This is a genomic window from Mycobacterium sp. pR1184 (assembly GCF_041287235.1).
GTDB lineage: Bacteria > Actinomycetota > Actinomycetes > Mycobacteriales > Mycobacteriaceae > Mycobacterium.
This window is the reverse complement of record NZ_JBGGKR010000004.1, coordinates 88992-106097: the sequence shown is the minus strand read 5'-3', so window position 1 is coordinate 106097 and position 17106 is coordinate 88992. Positions and strand designations below refer to the sequence as shown.

Genomic DNA, 17106 nt, shown 5'->3' with positions numbered 1-17106 from the left:
AGGCGAACTAGTACAGCGCACGGACGTTGTCGATTGTGTCGGCATCGGCCGGACTCTTGTCGTCGCGATAGCGCACGACCCGGGCGAATCGCAGCGCCAGGCCGCCCGGGTAGCGGGTGGACTTCTGCACGCCATCGAGCGCGATTTCGACGACCTGCTCGGGACGCAATTGGACCACGTAGCCGTCCATCGATCCGACGGCGAGCTCGCTGAACCGCGCCGTCTGCCAGTCCAGCATGGCGTCGGTCATCCCTTTGAACGTCTTTCCCACCATGATGAATTCGCCGGTAGCCGGATCGCGCGCGCCCAGATGGATGTTGGACAGTTTGCCGCTTCGGCGCCCCGAGCCCCACTCGACGGCGAGCACCACCAGATCGAGGGTGTGGACCGGCTTGACCTTGAGCCAGCCCGCGCCCCGGCGACCGGCAAGGTAGGGCGCACCCGGCGCCTTTGCCATCACGCCTTCGTGACCGGCGGCCAGCGTCGCCTCCAGAAAGGCCGTGGCCGCGGCGGGATCGGAGGTGACCAATCGGTCGACCCGCTGCCGGGCCGGCACCAGCGCGTCCAGCGCGGCCAGCCGCTCGACGGTCGGCGCGTCCAGCAGATCGACGCCATCGCGGTGCAGGAGGTCGAAGAAGAACACCGAAAGTGGTTGCGCCGCCTGGGCTGCGGCGACGTCGACCGATCGGCCGAACCGGGAGGCCGTTACTTGGAAGCGGTGCGGCCGGTTGTCGGGCCGCAGCGCGATCGCCTCACCGTCGGCGATCAGGTCGGTGACGGGCAGGGCCAGCGTCGCCTCCACCACCTCGGGCAGCCGGGCGGTGACATCGTCCAGGCTTCGTGTGTAGACCGTGACGACGTCCCCGGCGCGGTGGATCTGCACTCGCGCGCCGTCCAGCTTGGCCTCGAAAATCGTTGTGCCGCTGTGCCGTTCGAGTGCATCGGCCACGGTGGTGGCGGTCTGTGCCAACATCGGGCCGACTGGTTGGCCCACCTGCAGGGTAAATGCCTGCAGCGCCACCGCTCCACCGGACAGCGCGGCCGCTGCCGCCGAGGGCAGGTCCCCGCCCAGCATCGCTGCGCGCTGGACCGCGGCGGCGGGGATCTCGGCGGCCTTGGCGACCGCGTCGGCCATGATCCCGGCCAGCGCTCCTTGACGCAGTTCGCCCGAGAGCAGCCTTACCAGGAAGGTCTGCTCGGATTCGGTCGCGGCGGCCATCAGCGTGGCGAGGAGTTCGGCGCGGCGCGCCTGCGATCCCTTGCCCGAGACCGCGCCGATCTCGGTCAAGCTGGCGTGCACACCGGTCACCGTCAGCTGCGGCTCGGCCGCCGCTGGTGGCCGCGTCCGCAACGATGCCCAGCCCACGCCGATCTGGCGTTGCGGGAGCTCACCGGAAAGCCAGGACACCACGATGGCGACCACTTCGGGTTCGGATGCGGCGCGGCTGAGCAGGGCGGCGATGCGCGCGACCTTGGTCAGCCGGGACGACGTGGCACCGACGTCGGTCGACGTGGCTACCACCTCGAGAAGGAGCACGTTTGTCAGCTTGGCACGGCTCGGTGACAACCCTGCTGCGCGGACACGCTAGCGTTCCTGCGTAACGTTACAGATTGCACAGGATCTGACAACCCGAAAAAGGAGAGGCCCGGATGGAGATCAATGGGAAGAAGGCCGTCATCATCGGCGGCGCGTCGGGGATGGGTCGGGCCACGGCCGAACTGTTCGCCGAGCGTGGTGCGGATGTCGCCATCTTCGACCGCGAGGGTTCCGACGGTAAAGCCGTTGCCGAAGGCATCAGTGGCGCGTTCTACCCGGTAGATGTCACCGACTACGCGGGCACCGAGGAGACATTGCAGACCGCGGTCGACAAGCTGGGCGGCCTGCATGTCGTGGTCACCACGGCCGGCGGCGGTATCGCCAAGCGCACCCTGACCAAGTCGGGCCCCCACGACCTCGAATCCTTCCAATCGGTCATCGATCTCAACCTGATCGCCACCTTCAACATCAGCCGGCTGGCCGCCGCGCACATGGCCAAGAACGAACCCGAGGACGAAGAGCGCGGCGTCATCATCAACACCGCGTCGATCGCCGCGTTCGAGGGCCAGATCGGGCAGGTCGCCTACACCGCCGCCAAGGCGGCGATCGCGGGCATGTGCCTGACCATGGCCCGCGACCTGGGCTCGATGGGGATCCGGGCGCTGGCGATCGCGCCGAGCCTGTTCCTCACCGGTCTGACGTCGATGGTTCCCGACGAGATGGCGGCGACGCTGACCCGCGACGCGGCCTTCCCCAAGCGGATGGGCCGTCCCGAGGAGTACGCCAAGCTGGCGTTGGCCATCGTCGACAACCCGATGCTCAACGGCCAGTGCCTGCGCCTGGACGCCGGACAGCGCTTCGCACCCAAGTAGCGACCCCGCGAGGGGCCTGCTACCAGCCCGAGCACAATAAGTACACTCTTTAGGCAGCCGCCCCGCTCCCCCTCGGAGCGGGGCCGGCTGACCACCCGGCGACGCTGCGGTGCGGCTACTGGCGCGAGGAGGTCCCAATGGGTATCGCACTTACCGACGACCATCGTGAGCTCGCCGAGGTCGCCCGATCATTCTTGACTTCGCAGAAGGCGCGCCCGGCGGCGCGAGCCCTGCTGGACAGTCCCGACGAGAGCCGGCCCACCTTCTGGCCCGACATGGTCGAACTCGGCTGGCTCGGCCTGCACGTCGACGAGGAACACGGCGGCTCCGGCTATGGATTGCCGGAGCTGGTCGTGGTCATCGAGGAGCTCGGTCGTGCGGTCGCCCCGGGCCCATTCGTCCCGACAGTTATCGCCTCGGCCGTGATCGCCAAAGATGGCTCGGCCGAACAGAAGTCACGGTTACTGCCGGGCCTGATCGATGGATCTGTCACCGCGGGCATCGGCCTGGACAGCCGGGTGCAAGTCGAAGGCGGTGTCGCCGACGGCGACGCCGGAGTCGTGCTGGGCGCGGGGCTGGCCGATCTGCTGCTGATCGCCGCCGGCGACGATGTGCTGCTGCTGGACCGTGGCCGCTCGGGCGTTTCGGTCGAACTGCCCGACAATCTCGACCCCACTCGCCGTTCCGGGCGCGTACGCCTGAGCAACGTCAGCGTCGGTTCCGGCGACATCATCGCGGGCGCACGGGAATCAGCGCTGGCCCGGGCGCGCACCCTGCTCGCCGCCGAGGCGGTGGGCGGAGCATCCGACTGCGTCGACGCTGCCGTCGGCTACGCCAAGGTGCGCCAGCAATTCGGCCGCACCATCGCGACGTTCCAGGCGGTCAAGCACCACTGCGCGAACATGCTCGTCGCCGTGGAGTCGGCCACGGCCGCGGTCTGGGACGCCTCGCGTGCGGCCTCCGAAGACGAGGAGCAGTTCCGCCTGGTCTCGGCAGTCGCTGCGGCACTGGCTTTTCCGGCCTACGCGCGTAACGCCGAACTCAACATCCAGGTGCACGGCGGCATCGGTTTCACCTGGGAGCATGACGCGCACCTGCATCTGCGTCGGGCACTCGTGGCATCCGCGCTGTTCGGCGGCGACAGTCCGGCCCGCGATGTATTCGAACGCACCGCGGCGGGCGCCGTCCGGGAGAACAGTCTGGATCTGCCTCCCGAGGCCGAGGAACTGCGCACCCGGATCCGGGCCGACGCAGCCGAACTCGCCGCTTTGGACAAGCAGGCGCAACGCGACAAGCTGATCGCGACCGGCTACGTGATGCCGCACTGGCCCAAGCCATGGGGCCTGGCCGCCGATGCGGTGGAGCAGTTGGTCATCGAGGAGGAATTCAAGGCGGCCGGCATCAAGCGTCCGGACTACGGCATCACCGGCTGGGTGATCCTGACCCTGATCCAGCACGGAACTGATTGGCAGATTGAAAGATTCGTCGAGAAGGCGCTACGCAAAGACGAGATTTGGTGCCAGCTGTTCTCCGAACCCGAGGCCGGCTCGGACGCGGCGTCCATCAAGACCAAGGCCACTCGCGTCGACGGTGGCTGGAAGATCAACGGGCAAAAGGTGTGGACCAGCGGAGCCCACTACTGCGCGCGCGGACTTGCCACCGTGCGCACCGACCCCGATGCGCCCAAGCACGCCGGGATCACCACGGTGATCGTCGACATGAAAGCGCCGGAGGTCGAGGTGCGACCGCTGCGCCAGATCACCGGCGGCTCGGACTTCAACGAGGTGTTCTTCAACGACCTGTTCGTTCCCGACGAAGACGTGGTCGGCACTCCCAACTCTGGGTGGACGGTCGCACGCGCCACGCTGGGCAACGAGCGGGTCAGCATCGGCGGCAGCGGATCCTTCTACGAGGGATTGGCGACCGCACTGGTCGAGCTGGCCAAGCAGCATGCAGATCGGTTGGCGGGCGCGGATATTCGGGTCGGCTCCTATCTCGCCAACGAGACCGCGTTGCGGCTGCTGAACCTGCGCCGGGTGGCCCGCAGCGTCGAAGGCGCGGGGCCGGGACCGGAAGGCAACGTGACCAAGCTGAAGTTGGCCGAGCACATGGTGGAGGGCGCCGCGATCATGGCGGCCCTGACCGGTCCCGAGGTAGCGCTGGTGGACGGCGCCGGAGCCGCGCCGGGCCGGCTGATCATGGGCGCACGCGGTATGGCGATCGCCGGCGGCACCTCGGAAGTCACCCGGAACCAGATCGCCGAGCGAATTCTCGGCATGCCGCGCGACCCGCTGATCAACTAGAGCGGTGCGAACAACGGCGCCCCACCGGCGCCCCTGTCCGGCTTGATGCTGACCGGCATCCCGCACGTCACCGAATCCGGTTCGCAGTCAACGATATTGGCGGCAACCCGCAGCCCGGCCTGTTCGGCGAGCTCGACGATGGCGATCACATAGGGGACCGGGATCTCCGGGTTATACCGATGGTGGTTGACCGTGTAGGTGAACACCGTGCCCTGTCCGGAAATCGGGCGCGCGACCAGCGTGGCGCCGCACTCGCGGCATTCGCCGGTCGCGGGATGCACCCAGCGCGAGCAATCGGCGCAATGCTCGATGAGCAGCTGTGACGTCGACTCGGCTGACACGGGCAATACAGTACACTCTATTGGTTCGGTGCGGGTGCGGTACTGGTTCGACGGTTCTCCTCTGGTGGGCGGTGCAGATGACGTATTTCGAAAAAGACGCGATCGTGTCCGGTATCGGCATTTCCCGGATCGGCCGACGGACCGGCATCCCCGGGCGGGACCTGACCATGGAGGCGGTGCGCGGTGCCATCGCCGACGCCGGCCTGGTGCCCGCCGACATCGACGGGATCGCGACTTTGGGTGACACGCCGGCCGAAGAGGTCACTGCCGAGCTGCAAATCGAGGCGGTCGACTGTGGCAGCGGATTCGGCACCGGCGGCCTGCTGAGTCCGGTGATGTCGGCATGCCGCGCGGTGTCCGAGCGCCGCGCCCGGCACGTGGTGGTGTACCGGACCATCCAAATGCTCGGCGGCACGGTGCCGGTCAAGCAGGAGAAGAACGCCCCCGCCCCGCCGCTGGCGCGGATGTTCGAAACACCCGAGGGTGAAGACAAGCCGGCTGTCGGTGCGATGGATGACGTCAACGATCTGGTTGCGGCCCAAGCGTATTCGGCGGCGAACTGGTTGGCGCTGAATTGCCGTCGGCACATGGAGCTGTACGGCACCACCAAGGAGCAATTGGGCTGGCTGGCGCTCAACGGCAGGCGCAACGCCGCACTGAATCCGCTTGCGGTCTACCGCGACCCGATGACGATGGCCGATTACCTGGGGGCGCGACTGGTATCGACGCCGTTCGGGCTGCTGGATTGCGACGTGCCCATCGACGGATCGATCGCGGTGGTGGTCTCCCACGCCGAGTACGGGCCCGATTGCCCGCATCGGCCCGTGCGGGTGGAGGCGATCGGCGGGTCGGACGGCGCCGGTGGGTGGTTCCACCGCGCCGACTACCCGAAGATGGCGATGTCGGATGCGGCCGCGCAGATGTGGTCACGCACGGAGCTGAAACCCACCGACCTCGCGGTTGCCCAGCTCTACGACGGTTTCACCTATCTCACCATCGCCTGGCTGGAAGCCCTGGGCGTCTGCGGCGACGGCGAGGCCGGCCCGTTCGTCGAAGGCGGCGCGCGGATCGCCCGCGACGGGCAACTGCCGCTGAACACCTACGGCGGCCAACTTTCGGCCGGGCGCATGCACGGCTACTGGGCCCTGCACGAAGGATGCCTGCAGTTGCGCGGCGAGGCGGCCGAGCGGCAGGTGTCGCAGCGTCCCGAGGTCGGCGTGGTTTCCGTGGGCGGGGGTCCGGTCGCGGGTTGCATGCTGCTCACGTGCTGAGAATGCTTGTGGGAGCACAGTATTGAGCTTCAAGTAAGCCCCGCGCCGTCCGCGGGCGGGACCAAAAAGCTGGCTTCGACGATCGCCCGCGACATCGAGGCGGACATCGTGCGCCGCGGCTGGCCCGTCGGCGAATCGCTGGGTTCCGAACATGCGCTGCAACAGCGCTTCGGCGTGAGCCGGTCGGTGCTGCGGGAGGCAGTTCGGCTCGTCGAACACCATCGGGTGGCCCGGATGCGGCGCGGACCCGGCGGCGGCCTGCTGATCGCTGAGCCCGACGCGGGGCCCGCGACCCGCGCCATCGTCATCTACCTCGAGTACCTGGGCACCACGCTGGTCGATCTGCTCAACGCGCGACTGGTCCTCGAGCCGCTGGCGGCCTCGCTCGCGGCCGAACGCATCGACGAGGCCGGCATCGAGCGGCTGCGCGCCGTGCTGCGCGCGGAGCAGCAGTGGCGGCCGGGCCTGCCGGCGCCGCGCGACGAGTTTCACATCGCGCTGGGGGAGCAGTCGAAAAACCCCGTCCTGCAACTCTTTATCGACGTGCTGACGAGGCTCACCACCCGGTATGCCCTGCGGTCGCGGACCGACTCGGCCAGTGAGGCCATCGAGGCGCTCGATTACATGCACAACGACCACTCCGACCTCGTTGCCGCCGTCACTGCCGGCGATTCCGCCCGGGCCAAGACGCTGTCCGAGCGACACGTCGAAGCGGTGAATGCCTGGCTGCAAGAGCATCATCCGGGGCGCGCCGGCCGCCCCCGCCGAAGCCGGGGAACCGACGGGGAAGTCCCGCGCGGCAAGTTGGCGGAGGTGGTGGCGGCTGCCATCGGCGACGAAATCGCCTCCGGCGACTGGCAGGTGGGTTCGGTCTTCGGCACCGAAGCGGCCCTGCTGGAGCGCTACCGGGTGAGCCGCGCGGTGTTACGAGAAGCAGTCCGACTGCTGGAATACCACTCGGTCGCCCAGATGCGACGCGGACCCGGCGGCGGGCTGGTCGTCACGAGGCCGCACGCGCAAGCCAGCATCGACACCATCGCGCTGTACCTGCAATTCCGGCAGCCGAGCCGCGAAGATCTGCGTTGCGTGCGCGACGCCATCGAGATCGATAACGTCGCCAAGGTCGTCAAGCGGCGCACCGAACCCGCGGTGACGGCCTTCCTACACACCCACCGGTCCGCGCTCGACGCCGCGGCGCACACCGCCGACGAGGCGCGTCAGGCCACGTCGGAGGAGGCGCGGTTCCACATCGAACTGGCGCAACTGGCCGGCAACGCGCTGCTGGACCTGTTCTTGAGGATCATCATCGAGTTGTTTCGCCGGCACTGGTCCAGCACCGGGCAGCAGCCACCGGCCCGCGACGACGTCGTCGCGATCGAGCACGCTCACTCCCGGATTCTCGACGCGATCGCGGCGGGCGACGATAGCTTGGCGCGCTACCGCATTCGGCGTCACCTGGACGCCGCCGCCTCTTGGTGGCTGTGACGAAGATCCGCTTATCCGAGGCGCGTTTGTGACCACTTTCCTGCGTAGGGAACGCGAGCGCTGGGTACTGGCATGGGTAATGGGGCGCGGGGATACGAGAAGGGGAGCCGGTCCGGCAGGGGGTTGGCATTGGTAATGGAAAGCAGGAGCGCCGAGATGATCAGGGGCACGGAGAACGGGCGACAAGGCTTCGTTCATTCCGCGATCCTCTACCACTCGCAACGCGAATACCTGGACGCCGTGGTGCCCTTCGTGCTCGAAGGTCTGGCGATGGACGAGCCGGTACTGGTAGCGGTGCCCGGTGACTATCTGGGCTTGGTCCGCGAAGCGCTCGGCGGCGAGGGTTCGACGAACGGGTTGCAACTGGTCGACATCGTCGAGGCGGCGCGCAACCCGAGCCGGTTTCTGGCGCTGGAGGGCTCCTTCGTTGCGGACAACGCCGACCGCCGGGCGCGCATCGTCAGCCAGGTCTGCTGGCCGGAGCGCACTGCCGACGAGGTTCTGGCCTGCAAGCAGCACGAGGCGCTGGTCAACAGTGCTTTCGAGGGTCGGCAGTTGACCGCGCTGTGCCTTTACGACGCGGAACGGCTGGACGACGACGTGCTGGCAAGCGCGCGTGCGACCCATCCGCTGCTGTGGAAATGCGGTTCGCTGCAACACAGCGCGGACTACGCGCCGGATGACGTGCTGGCACAGTGCAATCAGCCGCTACCGGCTAATCCGGGCGCGGTGACCTACATGGTTCGCGAATCCTCGGACCTACGCCCGGCGCGGTCCTTCGCGGTCAACTACGCCGGCTGGGTCGGACTGTCCCAGGACGGCATCGAAGATCTGCAACTGGTCGCCACCGAGCTGGCCACCAACAGCTTGATGTACACCGACGGCGCCTGCCGGCTGGCCTTTTGGCGCGACGACGACCACCTGGTGTGCGAGGCGCGCGACAACGGTTGCCTCGACGATCCGCTGGTGGGGCGCCTGGACCCAGGGCCGGCCGGCCCGGCCAGCCGTGGATTGTTCCTGGTCAACGCTATTTCGGACCTGGTCCGCACCCACACCGCCAGCACCGGAACGACGATTCAGGCATATCTGCGGCTGAATTCGTCGCCCGGGCCAGTTAGCTGAAGAAGAAGGCCCGCCAGGAACCGAAGTTCCCGGCGGGCCTCCTGCCCGAACGGTTAGAGGCCTAGGCCGCCAAGTACTCCGCCCAAGAGCCCGCCGCTGGAGCCACCAACAAGACCGCCTCCGCCTGCGCCGCCTGCTTGCGGTAGAGCAGCCTGTTGGCAGTACTAAGACTGCGGCCACGCCGAGGGCGGCTGCGGTGGCTTTGAGCGTTTTCTTGGTGGAGTGCGACTTCATTGTCTTGCCTTTCCGTGAGGGGACAACCTAGCCGTTAATGGCCAATGCAAAGCCCGACTACCCCTTGTTAAACACACGTAAACCACGTTTAGTGATGTTTTTCACGACAAGTTTTGTCATATCCGCACTGGCACAAAGCAATTGAAGAGCTTTCCATGGGCAGCGAGGCTGCAGACACAAAGGATGACGTTCATGCAGGGGAATCTTCCGGCGGCCACGCGATGGTTGCCGCCGGATCGCCGGTCTTGCCAGTTAGAGGGAGATGGTCAGCCCGCCGTTGCCACCCGTGCCGCCCACCGCTGTCGAACATCCCGTTGGTACCAGCAACACTGCGACCAGTCCGGCCGCGGCCGCGGCAACTTTGAAAGCCTTTTTGGCGGTGATCGACGTCATTGTCGTTTGCCTTTCATCTGAGGGGTCGGTAGCCGGTGGCGGCTAAGGCGACGGGGGGATAGCCGCTATTGGACACGGGTAAACCGGTAGACCGGTCAGTTCTCCGCGGCCGCTGCGCGTACCCAAGCCGACGACAAGCGCGTCGGCACCAGCAACAATTCGATCAGCCCCCTCGCCACTGCCGCCGCGTCAAGCGCCTTCTCGGCTGCCGTCGACTTCATCGTCGTTGCCTTTCGTTCGGGGAGTGGGTTGAGGCGACGACGGGATAACCATTATTGGACACATGTAAACCTATGCGGTTCATTTACTTCGCCGAGTGCGCACCAATCGGGTAGGCGATTGACCGGCGCAATCGCCGTTACGGCCTTCGGTGACCGCGACAGAAGAGCGCTTCGCCCGGATCGATCGGTTGATGCCGATCACGCGCAAGAGCGCGTCAGGGAACCATCGCCGGGGGCAGTACGCCGCCCACGGAGCCGCCGCCCGTGCCGCCGCTTACGGCACCGCCGCCGGCGGTTCCGCCGGCGGTCAGCGAGCCGCAACCTGTCGCGAACGCCATGAACATGAGCGCGATAGCCGATGTCGCCACTATTTTCTTGCTTCGTGCGGTCATCGGAAACCCTTCGTCGGCGGCTTTTATACTCGTGTGTAATATTAGCTGGCGCCATGTGAACCACCGCCGAACAAGGACGGAACACATCGCGGCAATGGTCTAGATAGTGGGGTGCCGTCCGGGCGATTTCTCCTGTACCCAGGCTTCCAGCGAGTTCGCGGTGGCGACGTCACCGCAGCGTCGGCTGGGCCCACCCGAGTCTCGAAGGGTCGTAAGGCGCCGGTAGCTGTCGCCGTCCGGTCCGGGCAAATGTCAAGAGGCTTACCCACCGACGGGGGATGCTAAAGCCATTTGCACTATCGACGTTCGGCGCCTAATGTCGCGGTCGTGCGTTTTCTCACGAGTGCCGTAGTAGCCAGCACCCGCAGCGGGGTCTGATCCAGACCGACCCCCCGCTGTGGGTCGGAAGCTACTACCGTCGGTCGCTCCTTTGACCAGAGAAGACCGACACCGTGACTCTTACCCAGCCTCTTTCCAGGCCGATCTCGCTCCCGGAGCACATTCCTGCCCGCGTTCGGACACCACGCCGGCGCGACGCCAACGCATGGTTCGGCGATCATTTCGGGGTTGCCTTGCCGCGCGGCCTGCGCGAACAGGCCGGCGCGATGACGTGGGAAAACTTCGTGTCGACCTATGGTGAAACCGAAGGCCCGCTGCGGCTGGGGCAGTGGGTGTGCGCCGACACCGAGCGACCGACCGGGCGGCTCGGTCCGCAAGCCCGCAATTTCCGGGCGACGATCGCCGTCGGCGAATGCCTGCGCACCTCAACCGCTGCCGCCAGCGGGCCGATCGCCGCCCTGACCGCGATGCTGCACGAGCGCGGGATCGCCATCGAGACGTTGAAGTTTCACCAGATGGCTTCCAACGGATGCACCGCTACGTTCATCTGCGGCAGCGACGGCATGCGCGCCGAATGGGCCGTGGGCCTGTCGCAGGACCCGACTCAGTCGGCGTTGCGTGCCCTGATCGCGTGCGCCAACCGGCTCATGGCCTGAGCATGCCGGTACGCGAGTCTATAGCGGCCGCAACACAATTGGCATGCCGTCCTTCGGCACCGGCATACCGCCGTAGTCCCACTCGCACTTGTAACCCGGGCGGGGCGGTTCCAGCCGGTAGCGGCGCAGCAGCCGGTGCAGGATCGTCTTGATCTCCAACTGCCCGAACGTCATTCCGATGCACTTGTGGGCGCCCCCGCCGAAGGGTGTGAAAGCGTAGCGGTGCCGTTTGTGCTCGTTGCGCGGCTCGGTGAACCGCTCCGGGTCGAATGTCAGTGGGTCCGTCCACAATTCGGGCAGCCGGTGATTCATGCCCGGATAGGCGATGACGTTGGTGCCCTTGGGAATGTAGTAGCCCAGCAGTTCGGTGTCGCGCACGGTCTGCCGCATCGCCCACTGCACCGGGGTCACCAGGCGGATCGACTCGTTCATCACCAAGTCGAGTGACTCCAGCTTCTCCAGCGACTCGATGTCGACCGGCCCGTCGCCCAGCCGGTCCGACTCCTCGCGGCAGCGCTGTTGCCACTCCGGGTGCTGGGCCAGGTTGTAGGCCATCGTCGTCACCGTCGACGTCGAGGTGTCGTGTGCGGCCATCATCAGGAAGATCATGTGGTTGACGATGTCTTCGTCGGAGAACTTGTTTCCGTCCTCGTCCTCGGTGCGGCACAACACCGACAGCAGATCGTCGCCCTGGGTGGCCCGCTGTTCCTTGACCCGCTCCCGGAAGTAGTTCTCCAGCAGCTCGCGCGCCTTGAGTCCGCGCCACCAGGTGAACGGCGGGACGGGCGTGCGGATGATCGCATTGCCGGCGCGGGTGGTGATCGCGAACGCATTGTTGACCTTGGTCACCAGGTCGTGGTCGGTGCCGGGCTCGTGGCCCATGAACACCATCGACGCGATGTTGAGCGTCAGATCCTTCATCGCCGGGTAGAGCAGGAAGCGCGCGTCGTTGGCCACCCAGTCATTGGCGATCGTCTGCGAGATGACCTTGTCCATCTGCTCGACGTAATTGACCAGCCGGGAGCGGACGAAGGCCTCCTGCATGATGCGCCGGTGGAACATGTGCTCCTCGAAGTCGAGCAGCATCAGCCCGCGGTGAAAGAACGGGCCGATGACCGGCACCCAGCCCTGCTGCGAGTAGTCCTTGTTGCGGTTGGAGTAGATGACCTGGGCGGCGTCCGGGCCCAGCGCGGCGATACCCGGCAGCACGGGTGAATCCCCGAAGACCACCGGCCCCTTGGTGTTGTAGAGGTGCATCAGATAGTCGGGGCCGCCCCGCAGCATCTCGATGATGTGCCCGATCACGGGCAGACCCGCGTCGCCGACGGCCGCCTTGAGACCGCTGCCCGGCGGCGGGTCGGCCAGTTTCCGCTCGGGGAACTGGGTGTTCAGCAGCTTGCGCTCGACCATCCCCATGCCGGGGAAGTTGTTGATCGACGGTGTGAACCGGCGTTTCGCTTGGTCGAGCAGATAGTGCGGCGTGCTGATGGCGGCGGGCATGGACGCTCCTTTGCGGACCCAGGGGCAGGTGACATCGGTCACTGCAATTAACCTTCGACAAAAAGTTGACGGCTGTCAAGTTTGCTTTTGGGACGGTGTGGTGCAAGGTCAGGGGATGAGCAGCCACGCGGAGCCGGGCGAGCCGGCAACGCGGCGACGCGGCGACAAGCACCGGCAGGCGATCATGCAGGCGGTGCGGGAACTGCTGCAGGAACGGCCGTTTGCGGAGCTGTCGGTCAGCACCATCAGCCTGCGGGCCGGGGTGGGTCGGTCCGGGTTCTACTTCTACTTCGACTCCAAGTACGCGGTGCTCGCGCAGATCGTCGCCGAGGCCACCCAGGAGCTCGAAGAACTCACCCAGTTCTTCGCTCCCCGTCAGCCCGACGAGTCGCCCGAGCAGTTCGCCAAGCGAATGGTGGGCAGTGCCGCCGCCGTCTATGCGCACAACGACCCGGTGATGGCGGCCTGCAACGCCGCCCGGTATACCGATGTCGAGATCCGGGGCATCCTCGAGCAGCAGTTCGAGGTCGTCGTGGGCGAGATCGTCGCGATCGTGGACGCCGAGATGAAGGCGGGGACCGCCCATCCGATCAGCGACGACATCCCGACACTGGTGCGCACCCTGACCGGTACGACGGCGCTGATGCTCACCGGTGATCCAGCCTTTATCGGCCGGGCCGACGACGACATCGACCGTCGCGTCCGGCTGCTCGAGCAGTTGTGGCTGAACTCGTTGTGGGGCGGCAGCCGCGGATAACCGCGGATCAGCCGTTACCAGCGGTATCGTCACCTTCATGGCGCAGAGGGGATCCGCGCGGTATTTCGCGGGGAAGCGCAGCCTGATCACGGGCGCGGCGAGCGGCATCGGCCGGGCCACCGCGTTGCGGCTGGCCGCGCAGGGGGCGGAGTTGTTCTTGACGGATCGCGATGCCGATGGGCTGGCCCAGACCGTGGCAGACGCTCGCGCGTTGGGCGCTCAAGTGTCGGCGCATCGGGTGCTGGATATCTCCGACTACGACGAGGTGGCCGCCTTCGCCGCCGATATCCATGCCGCGCATCCGAGCATGGACGTCGTGATGAACATCGCCGGAGTGTCGGCCTGGGGGACCGTCGACCGGCTGAGCCACGAGCAGTGGACCAAGATGGTCGCGATCAATCTGATGGGTCCGATCCACGTGATCGAGACGTTCGTGCCGTCGATGGTGGCGGCCCGCCGCGGTGGGCATGTGGTCAATGTGTCGTCGGCGGCCGGGCTGGTCGCGCTGCCGTGGCACGCCGCCTACAGCGCCAGCAAGTACGGATTGCGTGGCCTGTCAGAGGTATTGCGCTTCGACCTGGCCCGGCACCGCATCGGGGTCTCGGTCGTGGTGCCCGGGGCGGTTAAGACACCGCTGGTCGACACGGTCGAAATCGCGGGCGTCGACCGCGAAGACCCCAAGGTGAGTCGCTGGGTCGACCGCTTCAGCGGTCATGCTGTATCGCCGGAAAGGGCCGCCGAGAAGATCCTGGCCGGAGTCTCGAAGAACAGGTACTTGATCTACACGTCGCAGGACATTCGCGCGCTGTACGCATTCAAACGACTGGCGTGGTGGCCCTATAGCCTGGCGATGCGCCAGGTGAACGTCATCTTCACCCGGGCGCTGCGACCGGCCCCGGCGCAATTAGGCCGGCATCACCAATTCGAGCCGGACCCCGAGTAGCCGGACCGGGCGGTCGAGTTCGAACAGATCCAGGACGCGCAGTGCCGCCGCCACGATGACGTCGGCATCGGTGGTGGGTGCCGCCAGCTTGCGAATTTTCGTGCGGGTGTAGAACGTCGCGGTGCGCACGGTGACCGCCACCCGCGTGACGATTCGTTGCGCGGCGACGATTTCATCGAGCGCACGTCTCGCCAATTCTGTTACCGCCGAGTTCATTTCGGAACGGTCGGTGAGGTCGTGCGGGAATGTGACGACGTGGCTGCGCGAGCGCGGGACCCACGGCTCGGCGCTGACCTCGGTGTCGCCGCCGCCCTTGGCGAGCAGCAGCAGCCACAGGCCGGTGCGCGGTCCGAAGGTGGACGTCAAAAGCTCGGCATCGCAATGAGCCAGCTCTCGTATCGTGGTGATATCCAGCGCCGCAAGCTTTTTCGCTGTCTTGGGGCCGACGCCCCACAGTGCGTCGACCGGACGATCGGCCATTACGTCCATCCAGTTCGCGTCGGTGAGCGTGAAGACGCCGCCGGGCTTCCCGAAGCCGGTGGCCACCTTGGCTCGTTGTTTGTTGTCGCTGATGCCGACCGAACAAGACAGCCCGGTTTCCGAAAGGACAACGGTGCGAATCTGTTCCGCGACTTCGGCGGGATCGTCCGCCGTGACTGACACGTAGGCCTCGTCCCAGCCCCACACCTCGACCGGGTGCCCCAGATCGCGCAGCAGCCCCATCACCTCCTCGGAGGCCTCGTCATAGGCGGCTGGGTCCGACGGTAAGAAGGTGGCGTCGGGGCAGCGTCGAGCCGCGGTGCGCAACGGCATGCCCGCATGGACCCCGAACTCGCGGGCTTGATACGAGGCGCAGGTGACGACCTTGCGCGGTTCGGTGGGATCGCCGCTGCCGCCGACGATGACGGGCAACCCGTCGAGCTCGGGATGGCGGCGCAGCTCGACCGAGGCCAGAAACTGGTCGAGATCGACATGCAGGACCCAGCTCGTCGGCGAGGCCATGTGGGTCAGATCACCGCCCACACAGTTTGCGCGCCAGGCTTTCCCAGGCATCGCCCAGGCTCTCAAGTGTGTGACCGCCGTAATTCAGTTGGTGCTCAACGTAATCCACGTCGAGCAGGGCCAGTAACGCATCGGTCTGCACGTCGAGATCGCCGCTGGTGTCGGCCGTCTGCAGCAGCACTCGCACGTGCGTGCGCTGTACCGACGCGGCGCCGGCGTGGCGAGTCAGCGGATCGCCCTTGGCCGCGGACAGCAGCGCATGGTGGTTGTGCACGAAGCACAGGCGCTCGCGGCCGAACGCCACCAGTCGCTCCATCGGCGCGGCGTCCGGACCCAGCGGCGGGGGGCCGAACAGGAAGGCCTGCTGGCTGGCGCGTTCGTCCTCGTCGAGCAGCACCATCATCAGGCCGGCCCGGGTGCCGAACCTGCGGAACAGCGTGCCCTTGCCGACACCGGCGGCCGCCGCGACGTCGTCCATCGTGACCGCATCCGCGCCGCGTTTGGCTACCAGGCGACGTGCTGCCTGCAGTAACAGCTCGCGGTTGCGTGCCGCGTCACCCCGCTCGTGTGGCTGCTCGCGCGGAGCCGACACAGGCAACTCGCCCAGCTTCTCGACACCGCTCACCTCTGCACTTTAACGCGGCCGGAATAAAACGGACTATAGTCCGCTTAAGTCGTGGGAAGATGTAGACCATCAACCGAAGGGAAACGAAACAGTGTCAGAGGTCAAAGTCTTGGCGTTGGTAGGCAGCTTGCGGGCGGCATCGGTAAATCGCCAGATCGCCGAGCTGGCGGTTGACGTGGCTCCGGAGGATGTCACGGTGACCGTGTTCGAGGGTTTGGGCGATCTGCCGTTCTACAACGAGGAGATCGACAACGCGATGAACGCCGAGGCGGCCGTGCTGGCCCCGGTGGCCGCGCTGCGTGCCGCGGCCGCGGATGCGGATGCGGCGCTGATCGTCACTCCTGAGTACAACGGCAGCTACCCGGCCGTCGTCAAGAACGCGATCGACTGGCTGTCGCGTCCCTTCGGGGACGGCGCGCTGAAGGACAAGCCGCTGGCGGTCATCGGCGGGGCGTTCGGCCGCTACGGCGGGGTGTGGGCGCACGACGACACCCGCAAGTCGTTCGGTATCGCCGGCGCGCGGGTGGTCGAGGCCATCAAGCTGTCGGTGCCGTTCGGAAGTTTGGAGGGCAAAGCGCCCGCCGAGCACGCCGAACTGGTGGCCAATGTGCGGGATGCGGTCGGCAAGCTCGCGGCCGAAGTCGGCTGAATTTGGCGGTATTCAACAAGCCGTTCACCGGGTGACCAGCAGCGTTCGGGAAAGTTAATAGCTAAAGCCGCCAGCGGTGTGCTGGCGGCTTTGCTAGCGGCGGGTGGGCGCGGCGGCGGCGTCTTCGTTGTCGGTGGGCGCTGCTATACCTCTACCTGTGGGCGTCTCAAGCGGTGTTTGTGATCTGCGACACGCCGGGGCGTGTCCGCGCGGCAGGGCTTACGACCAGGGAATTTCAGAATTGTTATTCAGAACATCTTGTATCTGCAGATCTTGTCAGCCACTAGGTGTAGTGTTTGGCGAGCCGGCAGATCCCAGGTTTACCAAGCCAGCCCGGCCCGGTGAACCTCTCGGAATCGGCTTCGTCAGGTCGTCAGAGCTGACCGCCGCAGACGGGAATCTTGGGGCTTGACGGATCGCTGACCATATCGGCGATGCAGTGCCCCAAGTAGTTGCCAGTCCAT

The 17106-nt window shown here is 66.5% G+C and carries 17 protein-coding genes; 9 read left to right on the top strand and 8 right to left on the bottom strand.

Going from position 1 to position 17106, the window contains the following annotated elements; all coding sequences use genetic code 11:
* Positions 1–7: 7 nt before the first annotated feature.
* Positions 8–1537 carry an ATP-dependent DNA ligase gene (locus tag ACAG21_RS08770; RefSeq protein ID WP_370495607.1) on the bottom strand — a complete coding sequence of 510 codons (1530 nt, stop codon included), beginning with the start codon at positions 1535–1537 and terminating at the stop codon, positions 8–10.
* Between the two features lie 113 nt (positions 1538–1650).
* Between ACAG21_RS08770 and ACAG21_RS08765 the strand changes: the two genes are divergently transcribed.
* Both ACAG21_RS08765 and ACAG21_RS08760 read left to right on the top strand, forming a co-directional pair.
* Positions 1651–2409, top strand: a complete 759-nt coding sequence (locus ACAG21_RS08765; RefSeq protein ID WP_096285790.1) for an SDR family NAD(P)-dependent oxidoreductase — start codon at positions 1651–1653, stop codon at positions 2407–2409.
* Between the two features lie 137 nt (positions 2410–2546).
* Positions 2547–4712 (top strand): acyl-CoA dehydrogenase, encoded by a 2166-nt coding sequence (locus tag ACAG21_RS08760; protein ID WP_370495606.1) that lies wholly within the window; start codon positions 2547–2549, stop codon positions 4710–4712.
* Here the strand turns inward: ACAG21_RS08760 and ACAG21_RS08755 are convergent.
* Positions 4709–5053, bottom strand: a complete 345-nt coding sequence (locus ACAG21_RS08755; RefSeq protein WP_370495604.1) for a Zn-ribbon domain-containing OB-fold protein — start codon at positions 5051–5053, stop codon at positions 4709–4711. The two genes, ACAG21_RS08760 and ACAG21_RS08755, sit on opposite strands and share 4 nt — an antisense overlap.
* A gap of 77 nt (positions 5054–5130) precedes the next feature.
* Between ACAG21_RS08755 and ACAG21_RS08750 the strand changes: the two genes are divergently transcribed.
* The 3 genes from ACAG21_RS08750 (at position 5131) to ACAG21_RS08740 (ending at position 8931) form a co-directional block, all read left to right on the top strand.
* Entirely contained in the window at positions 5131–6324 is a 1194-nt protein-coding gene (locus tag ACAG21_RS08750; protein ID WP_370495602.1) for a thiolase family protein, read from the top strand.
* Between the two features lie 6 nt (positions 6325–6330).
* Positions 6331–7809: a FadR/GntR family transcriptional regulator gene (locus tag ACAG21_RS08745; protein ID WP_370495601.1), complete on the top strand. Its 1479-nt coding sequence runs from the start codon at positions 6331–6333 to the stop codon at positions 7807–7809.
* 156 nt (positions 7810–7965) lie between these two features.
* Entirely contained in the window at positions 7966–8931 is a 966-nt protein-coding gene (locus ACAG21_RS08740) for an anti-sigma factor RsbA family regulatory protein (protein WP_370495600.1), read from the top strand.
* Positions 8932–9417: 486 nt separating this feature from the next.
* Here ACAG21_RS08740 and ACAG21_RS08735 read toward each other — a convergent pair whose 3' ends face one another.
* The 3 genes from ACAG21_RS08735 to ACAG21_RS08725 form a co-directional block, all read right to left on the bottom strand.
* Entirely contained in the window at positions 9418–9558 is a 141-nt protein-coding gene (locus tag ACAG21_RS08735; RefSeq protein WP_370495599.1) for a hypothetical protein, read from the bottom strand.
* 95 nt (positions 9559–9653) lie between these two features.
* Positions 9654–9779: a hypothetical protein gene (locus tag ACAG21_RS08730; protein WP_279304387.1), complete on the bottom strand. Its 126-nt coding sequence runs from the start codon at positions 9777–9779 to the stop codon at positions 9654–9656.
* A gap of 215 nt (positions 9780–9994) precedes the next feature.
* Entirely contained in the window at positions 9995–10171 is a 177-nt protein-coding gene (locus ACAG21_RS08725; protein ID WP_370495597.1) for a hypothetical protein, read from the bottom strand.
* 482 nt (positions 10172–10653) lie between these two features.
* Here ACAG21_RS08725 and ACAG21_RS08720 point away from each other — a divergent pair, with 482 nt between their 5' ends.
* Positions 10654–11166, top strand: coding sequence for a homocitrate synthase (locus ACAG21_RS08720; RefSeq protein ID WP_370495890.1), 513 nt, complete (start codon positions 10654–10656; stop codon positions 11164–11166).
* A gap of 18 nt (positions 11167–11184) precedes the next feature.
* Here ACAG21_RS08720 and ACAG21_RS08715 read toward each other — a convergent pair whose 3' ends face one another.
* Positions 11185–12666 carry a cytochrome P450 gene (locus tag ACAG21_RS08715; protein WP_370495595.1) on the bottom strand — a complete coding sequence of 494 codons (1482 nt, stop codon included), beginning with the start codon at positions 12664–12666 and terminating at the stop codon, positions 11185–11187.
* A 115-nt stretch (positions 12667–12781) separates the two neighbouring features.
* Here ACAG21_RS08715 and ACAG21_RS08710 point away from each other — a divergent pair, with 115 nt between their 5' ends.
* Together ACAG21_RS08710 and ACAG21_RS08705 are read left to right on the top strand one after the other, a co-directional pair.
* Entirely contained in the window at positions 12782–13423 is a 642-nt protein-coding gene (locus tag ACAG21_RS08710) for a TetR/AcrR family transcriptional regulator (RefSeq protein ID WP_370495594.1), read from the top strand.
* A 37-nt stretch (positions 13424–13460) separates the two neighbouring features.
* Positions 13461–14366 (top strand): SDR family oxidoreductase, encoded by a 906-nt coding sequence (locus tag ACAG21_RS08705; RefSeq protein WP_370495593.1) that lies wholly within the window; start codon positions 13461–13463, stop codon positions 14364–14366.
* Here ACAG21_RS08705 and ACAG21_RS08700 read toward each other — a convergent pair.
* Both ACAG21_RS08700 and ACAG21_RS08695 read right to left on the bottom strand, forming a co-directional pair.
* Entirely contained in the window at positions 14328–15368 is a 1041-nt protein-coding gene (locus ACAG21_RS08700) for a DNA polymerase IV (protein WP_370495592.1), read from the bottom strand. The two genes, ACAG21_RS08705 and ACAG21_RS08700, sit on opposite strands and share 39 nt — an antisense overlap.
* A gap of 10 nt (positions 15369–15378) precedes the next feature.
* A complete protein-coding gene (locus tag ACAG21_RS08695; protein ID WP_370495590.1) occupies positions 15379–15993 on the bottom strand; it encodes a TetR/AcrR family transcriptional regulator in 615 nt (204 codons plus the stop codon).
* Between the two features lie 91 nt (positions 15994–16084).
* Here ACAG21_RS08695 and ACAG21_RS08690 point away from each other — a divergent pair, with 91 nt between their 5' ends.
* A complete protein-coding gene (locus tag ACAG21_RS08690; protein WP_370495589.1) occupies positions 16085–16642 on the top strand; it encodes an NAD(P)H-dependent oxidoreductase in 558 nt (185 codons plus the stop codon).
* The last annotated feature ends 464 nt before the right edge of the window (positions 16643–17106 follow it).

What these genes read in the sequence shown, in the direction of transcription:
- ACAG21_RS08710 (WP_370495594.1), top strand. Translation starts at nt 12,782, where the DNA reads ATGAGCAGCCACGCGGAGCCGGGCGAGCCGGCAACGCGGCGACGCGGC.
- ACAG21_RS08760 (WP_370495606.1), top strand. Translation starts at nt 2,547, where the DNA reads ATGGGTATCGCACTTACCGACGACCATCGTGAGCTCGCCGAGGTCGCC.
- ACAG21_RS08740 (WP_370495600.1), top strand. Translation starts at nt 7,966, where the DNA reads ATGATCAGGGGCACGGAGAACGGGCGACAAGGCTTCGTTCATTCCGCG.
- ACAG21_RS08765 (WP_096285790.1), top strand. Translation starts at nt 1,651, where the DNA reads ATGGAGATCAATGGGAAGAAGGCCGTCATCATCGGCGGCGCGTCGGGG.
- ACAG21_RS08705 (WP_370495593.1), top strand. Translation starts at nt 13,461, where the DNA reads ATGGCGCAGAGGGGATCCGCGCGGTATTTCGCGGGGAAGCGCAGCCTG.
- ACAG21_RS08730 (WP_279304387.1), bottom strand. Translation starts at nt 9,779, where the DNA reads ATGAAGTCGACGGCAGCCGAGAAGGCGCTTGACGCGGCGGCAGTGGCG.
- ACAG21_RS08700 (WP_370495592.1), bottom strand. Translation starts at nt 15,368, where the DNA reads ATGGCCTCGCCGACGAGCTGGGTCCTGCATGTCGATCTCGACCAGTTT.
- ACAG21_RS08750 (WP_370495602.1), top strand. Translation starts at nt 5,131, where the DNA reads ATGACGTATTTCGAAAAAGACGCGATCGTGTCCGGTATCGGCATTTCC.
- ACAG21_RS08735 (WP_370495599.1), bottom strand. Translation starts at nt 9,558, where the DNA reads ATGACGTCGATCACCGCCAAAAAGGCTTTCAAAGTTGCCGCGGCCGCG.
- ACAG21_RS08715 (WP_370495595.1), bottom strand. Translation starts at nt 12,666, where the DNA reads ATGCCCGCCGCCATCAGCACGCCGCACTATCTGCTCGACCAAGCGAAA.
- ACAG21_RS08725 (WP_370495597.1), bottom strand. Translation starts at nt 10,171, where the DNA reads ATGACCGCACGAAGCAAGAAAATAGTGGCGACATCGGCTATCGCGCTC.